We start from the raw sequence: 15765 nt of genomic DNA, 5'->3' as shown, positions 1-15765 counted from the left end.
GATTCTCCGGCCGTGACTCCGCTCGAGGACGTCGGGTTCTGCCTCGACGTGGACGGTACTGTCCACCGCTCGGGGTCCGTCTTCGTCGAGACGCTCGCTGCGCTCCGCGCCGGCGACGCCCTTCCGCTCGACGCGCGCGAGCGAAACGACCTCGGCGTCGCCCTCGACGCCGTCGCCGCGTACCGCGGCGGGGCGCGCTCACAGCGCCGCTGGCGGCTCGCCTTCGGCGCGACCGACCTCCTCAGACGCGCGTTCGGCGGTGACGCCGCTCGTAGCGCCATCGCCGCCGTCATCGCCGCGAGCGCCAGCGACCACAGCACCGCCGCGCACGACGCCGCGGCCTACAACGAGATGCAGGCGCGCACGCTCGACGCCTACGGTCGCGTCCTCCGTGGGCGCGACGCCGACGCCGTCGAGCGTGCGCTCAGGACGACGATACCGACCATCCCCGTCGACTCGGCCGTCCGGCGAACGCTCCGCGAGTTCGTCGCGGACGGGGCCGCCGTCCACCTCGTCTCGGACGCGCCCGAGCACGTCGTCGAGGCCTACGCCGCCGGCCTCACCGGCCGCACCGGGTGGACGACCGGCACGCGCTTCGAGCGCGTCGACGGGACCTACACCGGCGACTACACGCTCCCCGCGAAGGGCGACGTGGTCGAACGCCGCCGGGAGCGCGGCGACTGGGATTTCACCGTCGCTGCCGGCGACTCCGAGTCCGACCGGGCGATGCGCGACGCTGCGGACGTCTTCCTCGCCGTCGGCGGACAGGGGTCGCTCGCCGCGCGCGTCGACGCCGACGCCACCCTCCCGGCGTCCGAGGCCGTCCTCGCCGACGTTCTCAACCGTTCACGGCCTGTCGTCGCCGTTCCGTCGGACGTCGGCCTCGACACGGCGCTCCGCGCCGTCCTCGAAGCGTCCGGCTACGCCGGATAGTCTACCGCGGGAAACAGTCACAATTATACCTCCCGAATTACCATGGGTTGGTATGGCTTCCCGCGAATCGGTCGACGCGTCCCACCTCTCTCTTCCGTTCGACGCGTCGGAGGCGAACCGGCTGAGCTGGGACCTCGGCGACGAAATAACGACTCGTGCACCGCGCACGCACACCCTCCGCGCGGACGACGCGCGCGTCACCGCGCACGTCCACGTCGTCGGCGCGCGCCGCGGCCCGCCCGACACACGGGACGCCGCGGGCGACACCGGCACCGGACGTGCCGTCGTCGTCGTCGTCCGCACGCCGGTGGGGCGCGAACGCCACTACGAACTCCCGAACGCCACGCCCCGCGAGGTCGTCGCCACCGCCGAGGCGCGCGGCTTCCGGCGCGTCGAGACGGCCGCCGAAGCCGCGTCCGCCTGACTGCGCCCCCTTGACGCGTCGGGGCAACTCTTAGGCACCCGCGCGTCCTCCCGTCGTGTATGGCAGACCGAAGTCCCCTCCTCAACGCCCTCCTCGGCGCCGTCGCGTCCGTCGTCCTCGCCTTCCTCCCGTTCTCGCCCGTCCTCGGCGGGGCGCTCGCCGGCTACCTGCAAGGCCCCGACGAGCGCGACGGCCTCCGCGTCGGCGCGCTCTCCGGACTCATCGCGTCCGTGCCCATCCTCTTCGTCGTCCTGCTCGCCGCCGTCTTCCTCCCGTTCGTCCCCCTCGAAGTCGCCGCCGTCGGCATCGTCCTCGTCGTCCTCGTGGTGTTCTTCGTCGTCGCCTACACCGTCCTCCTCAGCGCCGTCGGCGGCTGGCTCGGCGCGTACGCCTACCGCGAACTCTGAGGGGACTGCGACAGCGCCATCACGGACTGCCGGGAACCTGACGGGTAGTTGATTGAACGAGACGTCCTGCTCGCACAACCGGCGTTCACGGCTTCTCTCCTCGGCCTGCAGGCGGTGCTCGGACTCGCGGACGTCGTGGCGCCGGCGACGCCGTCGCTCCTCAGCATCGCGCTCGGCATTCCCGTGCTCCTCCTCTCGACGCTGTGCTACCTGTACACGGTGCCCTTCGTCGCCCTCCTGCTCTCCGAGGCCCGCTCGCTCGACGTCGTGGCCGCGCCCGCGAGCGCACTCGCCGCGACCGTCGCCGTCGTCGCGCAGGCGGGCTACCTCGTCTGGCCGGTCTACCGCGTCCTCGGCCCCGGCACCTTCGAGGAACTCCTCTTCGCGCCCGCCGACCTCGTGGTCCTCGTCGTGGCGAGTCTGGGGACGCTCGGCTACCGGTATCTCGGTGACGGTGCCGACGAGAACGTGAGAACGGCCTGAGTCGGTCGCGCCCGCGAGCGCGGCCGGGAAGAAGGATTAGTTCGTCGTGACGACTTCGACCACGTCGTTGTGCTCGAGAACGGTGTCCTTGCCGAGTTGGCGCTTCGAGCGACAGTCGATGCCGTGGAGGAAGCCCTCGCCGATGTCGGAGTGGATGTAGTAGGCGAAGTCCTCGGCGGTGGCGTCCTCGGGGAGGAGGAAGACGTCGGGGAAGGGGCCCTGCGTCCAGTTGAGGCTGGCGTCGCCCGTGAAAATCGCCTTCAGGCCGAGTTCGTCGAAGAGCGCGGTCTCGAGCGCGTCCTGCACGCCCGTCCCGTCGAACTCCGTGACGAACTCGCGAATCTGCTCGAGGCCCTCCTCCTGCTCCTCGCTGATGTCGGCGACGATGTCGAAGTCGCCGTCGCCCGCGGTGTAGTCGACGACGCCCTGCTCGGCGGCGTTCTTGAGGGCTTTCTCGGCGTGGACGCTACACGGGACGATGGTGACGTCCTCGTACTCGGGGTCGTTCGTGATCTCCTCGTAGTTCGCCTGCCCCTCGGGGGTGTCGAGTTTGTTCGCGGCGACGACCATCGGCTTCGTGCGCTCGCGGATGGCGCGCGCGAGTTCGAGTTCGTCGTCCTCGTCCCACGTCTCGGGGTCGAGGTCGAGACCGAGGCCGAGGATGATCTGCTTGATTTCGTCCTTGTTGGTGCCGAAGGCGCTCATCTGCTCGGCGAGCTCGACCTCCAGTTCGACCTCCTCCATGTGCTTGGACTCGAAGCGCTCGATGCCCTTCCGGAGGATGCCGAGGTACCACTGGTCGAGTTCCTCCTCGAGGAAGTCGATGTCCTCGCGGGGGTCGTGGCCCTCCGTGGGTTCGCCCTCGGCGTCGGTCTTCCCGGAGAAGTCGACGATGTGGACGAGGACGTCCGCCTCGTTCAGGTCGGTGAGGAACTGGTTGCCGAGGCCCTTCCCCTCGTGGGCGCCGGGGATGAGGCCGGCGACGTCGACGAGTTTCGTGGGGACGAAGCGTTTGCCGTCCTCACAGTAGCCGAGGTTGGGCGAGCACTCCTGATCGAACTCGGGGGCCGCACAGTCCGTGCGGACGTACGCTTCGCCGACCGCGGGGTCGATGGTCGTGAAGGGGTAGGCGCCCTCCGGGACGTCGTTCATCGTCGCCGCGTTGAAGAACGAGGACTTCCCGACGGAGGGTTTCCCGACAAGACCGATCTTGTAGCTCATTAGCCACTCGAAGGCTATCGCGGCCTAAATGGTCTTCTGAAGGACGGTGGCGCGGCACTCGATAGCACGCCACTCCCGCTACTCGGGGAAGACCTCGTTCTCGCGCTCGATGGCGTCGATGCGCGCGAGGTCGTCCCCGGAGAGGTCGAGGTCGGCGGCGGCGAGGTTTTCGCGCTGGTGGGCGCGACTCGTGCCCTTCGGGATGACGGCGTCCGCGCGTTCTAGACACCACGCGATCGCGACCTGTGCGACGGTGGCGTCGCGGTCGGCGGCGATGTCCTGCAGGACGGGGTCGTCGAAGACGTCGCCGTTCGCGAGCGGCGAGTAGCCCACGACCGCGTAGTCGTGCTCGCGCGCGTCCGCGATGGTCGCCTCCTCCACCCAGTAGGGATGGAGTTCGATCTGGTTCGCGAAGAGGTCGACATCGAGGTGTTGGCGCGCGAGTTCGAGGTCGCCCCGGAGGAAGTTCGAGACGCCGACGCGCTCGGTGAGGCCGTCGTCGTGGACGGCGTCGATTTCGGGGAGCGTTTCCGCGGGCTTGTAGTCGCCGCGCGGCCGGTGGACGTAGAGCAGGTCCACGGAATCGAGGCCGAGACGCTCCAGCGCCGCCTCGGTGGCGGGCCGGACGCGCTCCGGCGCGAGGTCGTCGATCCAGAGCTTCGTTGCGACGAACAACTCCTCGCGGGGCGTGTCGGCGCGCGCGATGCCCTCGCCGACGACGGCCTCGTTGTCGTAGACGCTCGCGGTGTCGAGGTGTCGGTAGCCGGCGTCGATGGCGGCCGCGACGCGGTTCGGGTCGTCGATGCCCATCGTGCCGAGGCCGACGGGCGGCAGGTCGTCCATGACCCGCGCTACCGCGCGCCGCGACTTCGTCCTTCCGCTCCGCGGCGAACCGTGACTCGCCGGCTGACTCGGCCACGGTGGTTTTCTCCGCGGCCGTTCACGTCCACGTATGGAGTCGAAATCGCTCGACGAGGCGTTCGCGTCGTTTGACGAGACGTGGAGCCCGCGCGTCCTCGCGGAATTGAACGGCCAGCACGTCAAGGTCGCGCGCCTCGAAGGCGCCTTCGTCTGGCACAGCCACGCCGATGCCGACGAACTCTTCTACCTCCTCGAGGGCGACCTCACCGTCGAGTACCGCGACGACGAGGGTGAGACGGACGCCGTCCACCTCACTCCCGGCGAGTTGACCGTCGCGCCCGCCGGCGTCGAACACCGGCCGGTCGCCGACGGCGAGGCGAAAGTCCTCCTCTTCGAGCCCGCGGGCACGCTGAACACCGGCGACGCGGCCGACGACGAGCGCACCGTCACCGACCCGGAGCGACTCTGAGGCGGCGATCGAGGGCGACACCGCCACGGGTGCCCTCGATTATTGCACGCCGAACGCGAGTCCAGAAACGGTTTCCCCCGCGTCCACGTAGTCCGGGTATGGACCGTCGCGACTTCATCGCCGCCCTCGGCGCCTCCGGCCTCGGTGCACTCTCCGGCTGCGGGGGTCTCCCCGGCAATCGCGTCATGAGCGACGACCCGCCGGAGGGCTGTGGTGTCCCCGACTCCTTCGGTGCGAACCGCGGGTCGCTCCCCGCCGACGAGACGCCGACCGATGGCATCCCCCCAGCAGTCTCCGAGACGCCGCCCTCGCGCGACGTCGACCCCACGTCGTTCGACACCTACACCGCCAACGGCACCGAGGTGCCGCTCGTCCCCGTCGAAGTCGCACGCTACTGGTGGCTCCGCGGCGCCGCGCGCTTCGCGGACGCCCGCGACCCCGCGCTCTACGACCGCTCGCACGTCTACGGCGCCGTCCTCAGTCCCGCGCCCGGCATCCCCTACGACGGTTGTGACCCCGCCACCTACTGGCCGGACGGCGACCGCATCATCTGCTACTGTGGCTGCCCCCACCACCTCTCCTCGCTGCGCGCCGCCGCGCTCATCGAGGAGGGCTTCGAGAAGGTGTACGCCATCGACGAGGGGTTCTGGGAGTGGCACCGCCGCGGGTTCCCCGTCGCCGGCGAACGCCCGGAGTGGGCGCCGACCCGCGAGTTCATCGTCAAGGGCACCACCGACCCGAAATACGCGAACCAGACGGCGTGGATTCGCGTCCCGGCCGAGAACCAGAGCGAGGCGACGAAAATCGGGCCGGACGGGAACTTCACGCTCGAACCGAAGTTCTCCGGCGTGTCGCCCGCGACGCCGGTCGTCATCGAGACGCCGGAATACACCGTGAACACGACGTTGCAGAACGCGACGTCCGGCGTCGTCGCCGCGGAGTCGTAGCGCCCGGACGCCCGCGAGACTTTTCCCACGCCCGGACGCACCTCCTGCCGTGCGCGAACACCGACCACCGGCGGGTGAGCGCGACGGCCGGCGCGCTGCGTCGGCGACATCCGTCGAGCGACACCGAAGCGCCGCACGGGACGCGAACGGACGAGCCGTGACACTGCAGTCCGCGTAGTCCGATGCTCGTCTCACTCGTTCTGCTCGTCGTCGGCCTCGTCGCCCTCGTCTACGGCGCGGACCGCGTCGTCGACGCCGCCAGCGGCCTCGCCGACCACTTCGGCGTCAGCGCGCTCTTCGTCGGCGTCACCGTCGTCGCCGTCGGCTCCAGCGTCCCCGAGATCGCGACGACCGCCTACGCCGGCCTCTACAACGCCGGCACACTCGCCGTCGGCCACGTCGTCGGCTCCGCCACCTCCCAGATTACCCTCGGCGTCGGCCTCGTCGCCGTCGTCTCGCCGCTCACCGTCCCCCGCGAGCGCCTCCCCGCCTACGGCGGCGGAATGCTCGCGGCGATGGCCGTCATGCTCTACGCCGCCTCCTCGGGCACCATCGGGCGCGCCGAGGGCGTGATCATGTGTGTGCTCTACGTCGGCTTCCTCGCGCTCGTCGTCGACCGCGCCGACTTCGCCGACCGCGCCACCGACCACGACGGCATCCACGACCCGCGGAAGGCCGCGGTCTGGCTCGCCTGCGGCCTCGCGCTCGTCCTCCTCGGCGGCCACCTCCTCGTCACCGAGGGCCGCGCGTTCGCGCTCGCCGTCGGCGTTCCGCCCTACCTCGTGGGCGTGGTCACCGGTCTCGGCACCACGATTCCCGAAATCGCCGTCGCCCTTCAGGCCGTCCGCGCCGACGAGGCCGGTATCGCCGTCGGCACACTCTTCGGGTCGAACGTCACTGACCCTCTCTTTAGCCTCGGGTTCGGCGCCGCCGTCGGCGTCCTCCACGTCGCGCACGTCCAGCGCGTCCTCCTCGCCGGCGGCTACATGTTCGCCGTCTCCGCCGGCGTCGTCGCCTTCTTCGCCGTCCACCCGACGATGGAGCGCCGCACCGGCCTCCTCGTCGCCGCGCTCTACCTCCCCGCGTTCATCTTGGTGTAATCGGCCTGCACGCTTTTCGCACCCCGGACACAACACCCGCGTATGACTGAGCGAGTCGTCGTGATGGGCGCCGCGGGCCGGGATTTCCACGACTACCTCACGACGCTGCGGGACGACCCGGAGCGCCGCGTCGTGGCGTTCACCCGCGCGCCCGGTCAGAACCTCGGCGTGACTGAGGGCGAGGACATCGACTTCCCTGCCGCCCTCACCCCTGAGGGCCGCGGTGACATCCCTATCGTCCCCGAGGCCGACCTGGAAGCGACCATCGCCGAGGCGGACGTCGACACGGTGTTCTTCTCCTACTCTGACGTCTCCCACGACCACGTGATGCACGCGGCGTCGCGGGCGCTCGCCGCCGGCGCCGACTTCGAGATCCTGGGCCCGGACAGCATCCAACTCGACGTGGACGCGCCCGTCGTCGCCGTGAACGCCGTGCGGACGGGCTGTGGGAAGTCGCAGGTCTCGGGCGCGTTCGCCGCCGAACTCGACGACCGGGGGCTGGACGTCGCCATCGTCCGCGAGCCGATGCCGTACGGTGACCTCGTGGAGAAGCGCGTCGAGCGCTTCGCCGACGAGTCCGACCTGGAGGGATTGACCGTCGAGGAACGCGAGGAGTACGAACAGCACGTCACGGCCGGCCACACCGTCTTCGCGGGCGTCGACTACCGCAAGGTGTTCGACGAGGCGAGCGCCGAGGCGGACGTCGTGCTCTGGGACGGCGGGAACAACGAACTTGCCTTCGCCCGCCCAGACTACCACGTCGTCCTCGTGGACGCCCTCCGACCCGACCACGGCGAGCACTACCATCCCGGCGAGACGAACCTCCGGCGCGCCGACGCCGTCGTCGTCACGAAGGAGAACGCCGCGAGCGACGACCAAATCGCCGAGGCGACCGACGTCGCCGAACGCCTCGCGCCCGACGCCCCGATACACCACGCCGACTCCGTCGTCACCGCCGAGGACCCCGAGCGCATCGCGGGCGCGGACGCCCTCGTCGTCGAGGACGGCCCGACGCTCACCCACGGCGGGACCGCGCACGGCGCGGGCTACGTCGCCGCCACGCAGTGTGGCGCGGCGTCGCTCGTCGACCCGAAACCCGGCGCCGTCGGCGAAATCAGGGACGTCCTCGAGCAGTACGACCACCTCGACACGGTGCTCCCGGCGATGGGGTACAGCGACGAGCAACTCGCACACCTCGAGGAGACCATCGACGCCGCCGACCCGGACGTCGTCGTCGCCGGGACGCCCATCGACCTCGGCGCCGTCGTGGACGTCGAGGCACCCGTGGTGCGCGCACACTATCGCGTCGAGTTCCACGACACGGACGCCGGCGCGCTCCTCGAGGCGGGCCTGGACATCGAGGGGCTTAGCGGGTAGCTTTATACACGGACCCTCACTACCTCTACCAGATGAGCGTCGTTCTGACGTTCACCGTTCCGGGGGGCCAGTTCGCACTCGGCCGAGCCATGCCGGAAGGGGGGATACGAGCCGAACTCGACCGCGCCGTACCGCTTGGAGGCCGCACGCCGCCGTTCCTCTGGGCCTACGCCGACGACCCCGCCCTCGACGCCTTCGAGGGGAACCTCGGCGAGGACGAGGGCGTCGCGGGCGCGAGCGTCGTCGACGCCTTCGACGACCGGCGCCTCTACCGCATCGACTGGGCCGACCCGCTGCGTGGCGTGCTCGCACACCTCGAGGAGGCGTCCGCGAGCCTGAGCGACGCCTCGGGCACTCGCGAGGCGTGGGAGTTCACCGCGCGCTTCCCGACGCAGGACGCCCTCTCGTCGTTCCACGGCGCCTGCCGCGACGACGACATCGACTTGACGGTGACGAGCGTCAACCGTCTCGACCCCGCAAACGATCAGACGTACGGACTCACCGCGAGCCAGCGCGAGACGCTTGTGCGAGCCCACGAAGCCGGTTTCTACAACATTCCGCGGGACACGACGACGGTCGAACTCGCCGAGGAACTCGGCATCTCCGACCAGTCCCTCTCCGAGCGCCTCCGTCGCGCCCACGCCGCGCTCGTCGAGCAGACGCTCCTATAGGTGCGCCGCGAACGCGGCGACCGCCCGACTGCCCGACTACGACCGCGGCACGCGCGTCGGCGCGTGTGCGGCCACCTCGACGCCGGGACTGTAGACGACGTGTGGGTCGTCGTCGGGTGTCTCGAAGCCGTTGACCGTGAACAGGTCGTTCTCGCGGATGTCGTAGGTGGCCTCCTGCAGCCGCCACGGGTCGTGCTCGACTTCGCCGCGGAGGAGCGTCCCCGACCCCTCGACGTAGAAGCGGTAGCGTTCGAGGAGGAACTCGCTCAGACTTCCCGGCTCGGCGGGCTCGGGGTCGCCGCGCGGCGTGTACTCGGCGTCGAACTCGCAGGGAGGAACGCCCTCGTGCGTGCGCTCGCTCTCGAACTCGACGGTGTCGCCGCGCCGGACGACGCGCTGGCTCGCGTTGTAGTAGGGGAGCTTGTAGGTGGCGCGGGCGACGGCGACGCCGAGGCGGTCGGTGGCGTCGAGGTTGTAGAAGTAGATGCCGGGGCCGGCGTCGCCGGTGACGTACGTGCGGAGGTTCAACTCGCCGAATGTCGGGCCGATGTCGCGCGGGAACCTGTAGGGCCGGACGTCGCCCATGACGAAGGGGACGACGGAGAGGTAGGCGTCGCCGTCGAAGGTGTCGACGCTCACACCATCCGGGAGCGTCCCGGCGACGACGGCCGGGTCGACGGCGTAGGAGGCGACGCAGACGTCCCGCCAGTCCATCGAGATGACGCGCATACGCCCCGCTTCGCCCGCCCGTCCCTTCCGTGTGCCGGCCCGCGTCGCGGACACCGACAGGGTTAATAACTATACAACCAGAGTTATTAACAGTGGCTCACACGCATTCCTCGAAACCAGGACGGCGCCTCGGCACGCTCATCGGCGCCGCCAGCGTCGCTCTCCTCGCAGGTCTCTCGCTGTACGCGCTCTCCGTCGGACGCGCGGAGAAAGTCGTCGGCATCGGGTGGGTCGCCTTTGCCGGGATGGGTCTCGGCGCGTACCTCGGTGCACGCGCCGACGCCGGCACCGCCCGCGGCCTCGTCTGGGGCTACGGCCTCGCCAGCGGCGCGATGGTCACCAGCGCCGCCGTCTTCCTCGTCCCGCAGGCCGTCGGCTACCACCCGAAACTCGCCGGGTTCGGCCTCGCCGCCGGCGTCATCACTGGGTTCGGCGCGCACACCATCGGCCACCGGCTCTCGCACCTCGAACTGCCGCTGGACCGCACCGCCGCACAGATCACCGCCCACGCGCTCTCCGCCGGCGTCATCATCGGCGCCGTCTACGCCGCGATGCCCGAACTCGGGCCCATTCTCGGCCTCGCCATCGTCTCCCACAAGGGTCCCGCCGGCTACGCCGCCGCGCGCCGCCTCCGCATCAGCGGCCGGCCCGTCCTCCCCCTCCTCCTGCCCGCCGCCGGCGTCGGCATCGCCGCCGTCACCGTCGGCCTCCTCAGCGTCCCGCCGAACCCCGCCCTCGACGCCGTCGTCTTCGGGTTCGCCGCCGGTGTCTTCCTCCACATCGCCATGGACTTCCTGCCCGACTGTGAGGTCGGCGGCGAAATCCACGAGGCCGTAACGCGCCACGACGACAGCCACGACCACGCGCTCCTCGACCGCCTCCGCCTACAGGCCGTCGCCAGCACCGTCATCGGCGCCCTGTGCGTGTTCGCCGCCAGCGTCGCGTTCGGCGTCGTCGGCTGAGTCGGCGCGGGCGTTCGTCCAGTTCGTGCCCGCGCGCGAGCACCCGACGCTACGTTCGACCACCCAGCGCCGTGTCGGCAGGGGTGACGGAAACCGGAGAATATCAGGTCATGACAATTCCTAATATATCCTTATTGGCGTTGGTCGCTGGCGATTTCGCGGCGCCCGGTGACACCGGAGTCGGTTTCGGGCGCGGTAAGATTGCAACCGATGGACACTCTTATATGGATGGCAGGTCTGGACGAACGTACACGATGTCATCTAACGACATTCCCGGTGCAAGTCCGGGGGAACGGGTTCTTCCAGGGCACGTTAGCCCACAATAACGACGAGATTGACGACGCACGGATCTTCGACACGACACTCCGCGACGGCGAGCAGACGCCACGCACGTCGTTCGACTACGACGACAAGCGCGAGATAGCGGCGCTGCTCGACCGCATGGGGGTCCACGTCATCGAGGCGGGCTTCCCCGCGAACTCCGAAGCGGAGTTCGAAGCCGTCCGCGACATCGCGGCCGACACCAGCGCCACGACCTGCGGACTGGCGCGCGTCGTCGAGTCCGACATCGACGCCGCACTCGACGCCGGCGTCGACATGGTGCACGTCTTCGCGTCCACCAGCGACGTGCAGATCGAGGACTCGATGCACGCGACGCGCGAGGAGGTCGTCGAGCGCTCCGTCGCGGCCGTCGAGCAGGTCAGCGACGCGGATGTCGAAGTCATGTACTCCCCGATGGACGCCACCCGGACGGATCCCGAGTATCTCCAGGAGATACTCGAGGCCGTCGACGAGGTTGGCGTCGATTGGGTGAACATCCCCGACACTGTCGGCGTCGCGACGCCGAGCCGGTTCGCGGACCTCGTTCGGTTCGTCCGCGAGCACACCGACGCGCGCGTGGACGTCCACGCCCACGACGACTTCGGGATGGCGACTGCGAACGCCGTCGAGGGGTTCGTCGCCGGCGCTCACCAGGCGCAGGTGAGCGTGAACGGTATCGGCGAGCGCGCCGGCAACGCCGCGCTCGAAGAGGTCGTGATGGCGGTCGAGAGCCTCTTCGGCGTCGACACCGGCATCGACACGACCTACATCGCCGAGCTCTCGCGGATGGTCTCCGAAAAGGCCGACGTGCCGGTGCCCGCGAACAAGCCCGTGGTCGGCGACAATGCCTTCAGCCACGAGTCCGGCATCCACGCGGCGGGCGTCATCGAGAACGCCGAGACGTTCGAGCCCGGCGTGATGACCCCCGAGATGATCGGCGCGGAGCGCTCGATCGTCCTCGGGAAGCACACCGGGACGAACGCGGTCCGCCAACACCTCGAGGAGGCCGGCTACGAGCCGACCGACGAGGAGGTCGTGGCGGTCACCAAGCGCGTGAAGGAGCACGCGGCTGGGAAGCGCCGCGTGACCACCGAGGACCTCCACGAGTTCGCGGAGGACGTCGGCATCGAGCGCGTCTCGACCGAAGTGAGGGCCTGAGAATGCCCTCGTTCGGCAACGTTTGCACGGCCGGAAAGCTTCAAATAGATGCATCTCGTGGTTCCGGCAACGATGCGACGAGCACCCACGCAGTCGATTCGACGCCGCGTGAGTGTCATCGCCCCGGTACGCACGCCCATCGTAGGGGCGTAAGCCCCCACTCTCCTCCTCCTCACCGTCCGTCCGCACCGGCCGTCGAACCGACCAGCAACGCAGCCACATACACGCACACACCATGAGCGAGAGCGAAACCGAACGAACGACCGCAGAGAAAGGCGACGACAGACTCCCCACGGGCGCCGCGTCTGTCGTGGCCGCGCTCGAGAACGCGGGCGTCACCTCCGCCTTCGGCGTTCAGGGCGGGGCGATCATGCCCATCTACGACGCACTCTACCAGAGCGACATCCAGCACATCACGATGGCCCACGAGCAGGGCGCCGCGCACGCTGCGGACGCCTACGGCGCCGTCACCGGCGACCCCGGCGTCTGCCTCGCGACGTCCGGTCCCGGGGCGACCAACCTCGTGACCGGCATCGCGGACGCCGACATGGACTCCGAGCCGATGTTGGCGCTCACCGGCCAGGTCCCGACCGACATGGTCGGCAACGACGCCTTCCAGGAGGCGGACACCACCGGCATCACCCGCCCCGTGACGAAGGCGAGCTACTTCGCGACGGACGCGGACAGCGTCGGCGACACCGTCGGCGAGGCGTTCGCGCTCGCCCGCGACGGTCGACAGGGCCCGGCGCTCGTCGACCTGCCGAAGGACGTCACGCAGGCCGAGGACGTCGCCCAGCCCGGCCCCGCGGAGGGCCCGGAGTCGCACGATGTCCCCGACGAAGCCGACCCGGACGAGGTGGACCGCGCCGCAAAAGCCATCGCGAACGCCGAGCGCCCCGTCATCCTCGCGGGTGGCGGCGTCATCAAGGGGAACGCCTCCGAGGAGCTCCGGCAGTTCGCCATCGACCACGGCATTCCCGTCGTCACGACGATGCCGGGCGTCGGCGCGTTCGACGAGACGCATGACCTCGCCATGGAGATGGCGGGCATGCACGGCACCGGCTACGCGAACATGGCCATCACGCACTGTGACGTGATGCTCGCCGTCGGGACGCGCTTCGACGACCGTCTCACTGGCGGCATCGACACGTTCGCGCCGGAAGCCGAAATCGCGCACGTCGACATCGACCCCTCGGAAATCTCGAAGAACGTCCACGCGGACTACCCGCTCGTCGGCGACGCGAGCACGGTGTTGCGCCAGCTCGACTCGGCGCTCCCGCGTTCGCCGGACGCCGAGGGGTGGCGCGACCGCTGTCTGCACTGGAAGGAGGAGTACCCGCTGGACTATAACGCCCCCGACGACGAACCGCTCAAGCCGCAGTTCGTCGTCGAGGCGTTCAGCGAGGCGACGCCGGACGACACCATCGTCACGACGGGCGTCGGCCAGCACCAGATGTGGGCCGTCCAGTACTGGGAGTTCACCGAGCCCCGGACGTGGATTTCGAGCCACGGCCTCGGGACGATGGGGTACGGCCTCCCCGCCGCCATCGGCGCGAAGGTCGCCGCCCCCGACCAGGAAGTCGTCTGCTTCGACGGCGACGGCTCCTTCCTGATGACCGCACAGGAACTCTCCGTCGCGGTCCGCGAGGACCTCGACATCACGGTCTGTATCCTGAACAACGAGGCGGTCGGCATGGTCCGGCAGTGGCAGGACGCCTTCTTCGAGGGTCGCCGGATGGCCTCCGAGTACCCGTGGGGCCCCGACTTCGCGACGCTCGCCGAGGCGTTCGGCGCCCAGGGCCTCACGCTGACCGACTACGACGACGTCGCGGACACCATCCAGGAGGCCCGCGACTACGACGGCCCGAGCGTCATCGACTGCCAGATCGACCCCCGCGAGGACGTCTACCCGATGGTCCCGAGCGGCGGTGCGAACGGACTCTTCGCGCTGCAGGAGGAACACTTATGACCACGCCACAGACGGACGCGACTACCGGAGGTGTCGGACGATGACCGGCGAACTCCCCGGCCCTGGCCCCGAGGAGCGCCCACACCCGACGGGGCGCCGGAACAAGCAGGGCATCCGCATCAACCCCGAGGCGGAGGCCGAACCCGAGGTTCGCCGCGAAGTGCTGTCGGCACTCGTCGACCACAAGCCCGGCGTCCTCGCGGAGGTCTCCGGGTTGTTCGCCCGCCGGCAGTTCAACATCGAGAGCCTGACCGTCGGCCCGACGGCCAACGACGGGCTCGCGCGCATGACCATCGTCGTTGAGGAGACCGACCCCGGCGTCGAGCAGGTCAAGCGCCAGCTCCGGAAGCTCGTCCCCGTCCACGCGGTCCGCGAACTCGACGACGCGACCGAGCGCGAGCTCGCGCTCATCAAGGTGGGCGACGACGACCCCGCAGGCGTCGCGGCCGTCGCCGAGATGTACGGCGGCGAGGCCGTCGAGGCCGGCCCGGAGGTCGTGACGGTCGAGCTGACCGGAACCGAAGCACAGATCGACGCCGCCATCGAGGCGTTCGAACGGTTCGGCGTGCGCGAAGTCGCCCGCACGGGTACGGCCGCGCTCGCCGGCGGCACCGAATTCACCGGACAAGACGACAACACAACCAATGAGTGACGAATCAGAGTTCACCCAGCCAGTGTATCACGAAGAAGATACGAACGCGGAGTTCATCGCGGACAAGACCGTCGCCGTCCTCGGCTACGGGAGTCAGGGCCACGCCCACGCGCAGAACCTCCACGAGTCCGGCGTCGACGTCGTCGTCGGCCTCCGCGAGGGCTCGGCCTCCCGGAAGGCGGCGAAGCAGGACGGCCTGCGCGTCGAGACGCCGGTCGACGCCGCCGCCGAGGCGGACGTCGTGAGCATCCTCGTCCCGGACACCGTTCAGCCGGACGTCTACGCCGCCATCGAGGACGAACTTGAGGCGGGCGACACGCTCCAGTTCGCACACGGCTTCAACATCCACTACGGCCAGATCGAGCCGAAGGACGGCATCGACGTGACGATGGTCGCCCCGAAGTCCCCCGGTCACCTCGTCCGCCGCAACTACGAGGCCGGCGAGGGCACGCCCGGTCTCGTCGCCGTCTACCAGGACGAGACGGGCGAGGCGAAACAGGAAGCCCTCGCGTACGCGAGCGCCATCGGCTGTGCGCGCGCCGGCGTCATCGAGACGACGTTCAAGGAGGAGACGGAGACCGACCTCTTCGGCGAGCAGGCCGTCCTCTGTGGCGGCGCCACCGCCCTCGTCAAGCAGGGCTACGAGGTGCTGGTCGATGCGGGATACAGCCCCGAGATGGCCTACTTCGAGGTCCTGAACGAGCTGAAGCTCATCGTCGACCTGATGTACGAGGGTGGGCTCACCGAGATGTGGGACTCCGTCTCCGACACCGCCGAATACGGCGGGCTGACGCAGGGCCCCGTCGTCGTCGACGACCAGGCGCGTGAGAACATGGAGGAGGTCCTCGAGAAGGTCCAGAACGGCGAGTTCGCCCAGGAGTGGATCACCGAGAACCAGGCGAACCGGCCGAAGTACAAGCAGCTCCGCGCCCGCGAGGAGAACCACGACATCGAGGAGGTCGGCGAGCGCCTCCGCGAGCTCTTTGCGTGGGCCGAAGAGGAGGAGACCGAAGACGAGGAAGTCGCCGAGGTGTCCGCAGATGACTGAGGCGACGACGACCGCCACCACGGAGGTGCAGGT

17 protein-coding genes are annotated in these 15765 nt (G+C 69.6%); 14 read left to right on the top strand and 3 right to left on the bottom strand.

Annotated features, from left to right (window positions below; all coding sequences use genetic code 11):
* Positions 1–12 precede the first annotated feature (12 nt).
* From ACQUS8_RS08125 to ACQUS8_RS08110, 4 genes are read left to right on the top strand one after another with little or no spacing between them, the layout of a single operon-like run.
* The gene (locus tag ACQUS8_RS08125; RefSeq protein ID WP_435099341.1) at positions 13–933 is read left to right on the top strand and encodes a haloacid dehalogenase-like hydrolase; all 921 of its coding nucleotides are present in this window, start codon (positions 13–15) and stop codon (positions 931–933) included.
* A 52-nt stretch (positions 934–985) separates the two neighbouring features.
* Positions 986–1357 carry a hypothetical protein gene (locus tag ACQUS8_RS08120; RefSeq protein ID WP_435099339.1) on the top strand — a complete coding sequence of 124 codons (372 nt, stop codon included), beginning with the start codon at positions 986–988 and terminating at the stop codon, positions 1355–1357.
* A 59-nt stretch (positions 1358–1416) separates the two neighbouring features.
* Positions 1417–1764 carry a DUF5518 domain-containing protein gene (locus ACQUS8_RS08115; protein ID WP_435099337.1) on the top strand — a complete coding sequence of 116 codons (348 nt, stop codon included), beginning with the start codon at positions 1417–1419 and terminating at the stop codon, positions 1762–1764.
* Between the two features lie 48 nt (positions 1765–1812).
* Entirely contained in the window at positions 1813–2247 is a 435-nt protein-coding gene (locus tag ACQUS8_RS08110; RefSeq protein WP_435099335.1) for a hypothetical protein, read from the top strand.
* A gap of 36 nt (positions 2248–2283) precedes the next feature.
* On the opposite strand, the gene ACQUS8_RS08105 is transcribed toward ACQUS8_RS08110, so the two are convergent.
* Together ACQUS8_RS08105 and ACQUS8_RS08100 are read right to left on the bottom strand one after the other, a co-directional pair.
* The gene (locus ACQUS8_RS08105) at positions 2284–3468 is read right to left on the bottom strand and encodes a redox-regulated ATPase YchF (RefSeq protein WP_435099333.1); all 1185 of its coding nucleotides are present in this window, start codon (positions 3466–3468) and stop codon (positions 2284–2286) included.
* A 78-nt stretch (positions 3469–3546) separates the two neighbouring features.
* Complete coding sequence (locus ACQUS8_RS08100) at positions 3547–4311, bottom strand: aldo/keto reductase (protein WP_435099331.1); 765 nt, start codon at positions 4309–4311, stop codon at positions 3547–3549.
* 109 nt (positions 4312–4420) lie between these two features.
* Here ACQUS8_RS08100 and ACQUS8_RS08095 point away from each other — a divergent pair, with 109 nt between their 5' ends.
* The 5 genes from ACQUS8_RS08095 (at position 4421) to ACQUS8_RS08075 (ending at position 8893) form a co-directional block, all read left to right on the top strand.
* Entirely contained in the window at positions 4421–4798 is a 378-nt protein-coding gene (locus ACQUS8_RS08095) for a cupin domain-containing protein (RefSeq protein WP_435099329.1), read from the top strand.
* Positions 4799–4896: 98 nt separating this feature from the next.
* Positions 4897–5745, top strand: coding sequence for a rhodanese-like domain-containing protein (locus ACQUS8_RS08090; RefSeq protein ID WP_435099327.1), 849 nt, complete (start codon positions 4897–4899; stop codon positions 5743–5745).
* A gap of 182 nt (positions 5746–5927) precedes the next feature.
* Positions 5928–6845 carry a sodium:calcium antiporter gene (locus ACQUS8_RS08085; RefSeq protein ID WP_435099325.1) on the top strand — a complete coding sequence of 306 codons (918 nt, stop codon included), beginning with the start codon at positions 5928–5930 and terminating at the stop codon, positions 6843–6845.
* Positions 6846–6887: 42 nt separating this feature from the next.
* A complete protein-coding gene (locus ACQUS8_RS08080) occupies positions 6888–8222 on the top strand; it encodes a GTPase (RefSeq protein ID WP_435099323.1) in 1335 nt (444 codons plus the stop codon).
* Between the two features lie 32 nt (positions 8223–8254).
* Entirely contained in the window at positions 8255–8893 is a 639-nt protein-coding gene (locus ACQUS8_RS08075) for a helix-turn-helix domain-containing protein (protein ID WP_435099321.1), read from the top strand.
* A gap of 36 nt (positions 8894–8929) precedes the next feature.
* Here the strand turns inward: ACQUS8_RS08075 and ACQUS8_RS08070 are convergent, their stop codons facing one another.
* On the bottom strand, positions 8930–9622 hold the full coding sequence (locus tag ACQUS8_RS08070) for a YqjF family protein (protein WP_435099319.1): 693 nt from the start codon (positions 9620–9622) through the stop codon (positions 8930–8932).
* Between the two features lie 92 nt (positions 9623–9714).
* Here ACQUS8_RS08070 and ACQUS8_RS08065 point away from each other — a divergent pair, with 92 nt between their 5' ends.
* From ACQUS8_RS08065 to ilvC, 5 genes are all read left to right on the top strand, one after another.
* Positions 9715–10584: a ZIP family metal transporter gene (locus tag ACQUS8_RS08065; RefSeq protein ID WP_435099317.1), complete on the top strand. Its 870-nt coding sequence runs from the start codon at positions 9715–9717 to the stop codon at positions 10582–10584.
* A gap of 276 nt (positions 10585–10860) precedes the next feature.
* Positions 10861–12063: a LeuA family protein gene (locus ACQUS8_RS08060; RefSeq protein WP_435099315.1), complete on the top strand. Its 1203-nt coding sequence runs from the start codon at positions 10861–10863 to the stop codon at positions 12061–12063.
* A 235-nt stretch (positions 12064–12298) separates the two neighbouring features.
* On the top strand, positions 12299–14032 hold the full coding sequence (ilvB, locus tag ACQUS8_RS08055) for a biosynthetic-type acetolactate synthase large subunit (RefSeq protein ID WP_435099313.1): 1734 nt from the start codon (positions 12299–12301) through the stop codon (positions 14030–14032).
* A gap of 40 nt (positions 14033–14072) precedes the next feature.
* Complete coding sequence (gene ilvN / locus ACQUS8_RS08050; protein WP_435099311.1) at positions 14073–14684, top strand: acetolactate synthase small subunit; 612 nt, start codon at positions 14073–14075, stop codon at positions 14682–14684.
* A complete protein-coding gene (gene ilvC, locus ACQUS8_RS08045; RefSeq protein WP_435099309.1) occupies positions 14677–15732 on the top strand; it encodes a ketol-acid reductoisomerase in 1056 nt (351 codons plus the stop codon). The genes ilvN and ilvC overlap by 8 nt, the downstream gene beginning before the upstream one ends.
* The last annotated feature ends 33 nt before the right edge of the window (positions 15733–15765 follow it).

It is taken from the genome of Halarchaeum sp. P4 (assembly GCF_051195175.1).
Taxonomy (GTDB): Archaea; Halobacteriota; Halobacteria; order Halobacteriales; family Halobacteriaceae; genus Halarchaeum.
The sequence above is the reverse complement of the archived record's forward strand: the minus strand, read 5'-3'. Positions and strand labels throughout refer to the sequence as shown.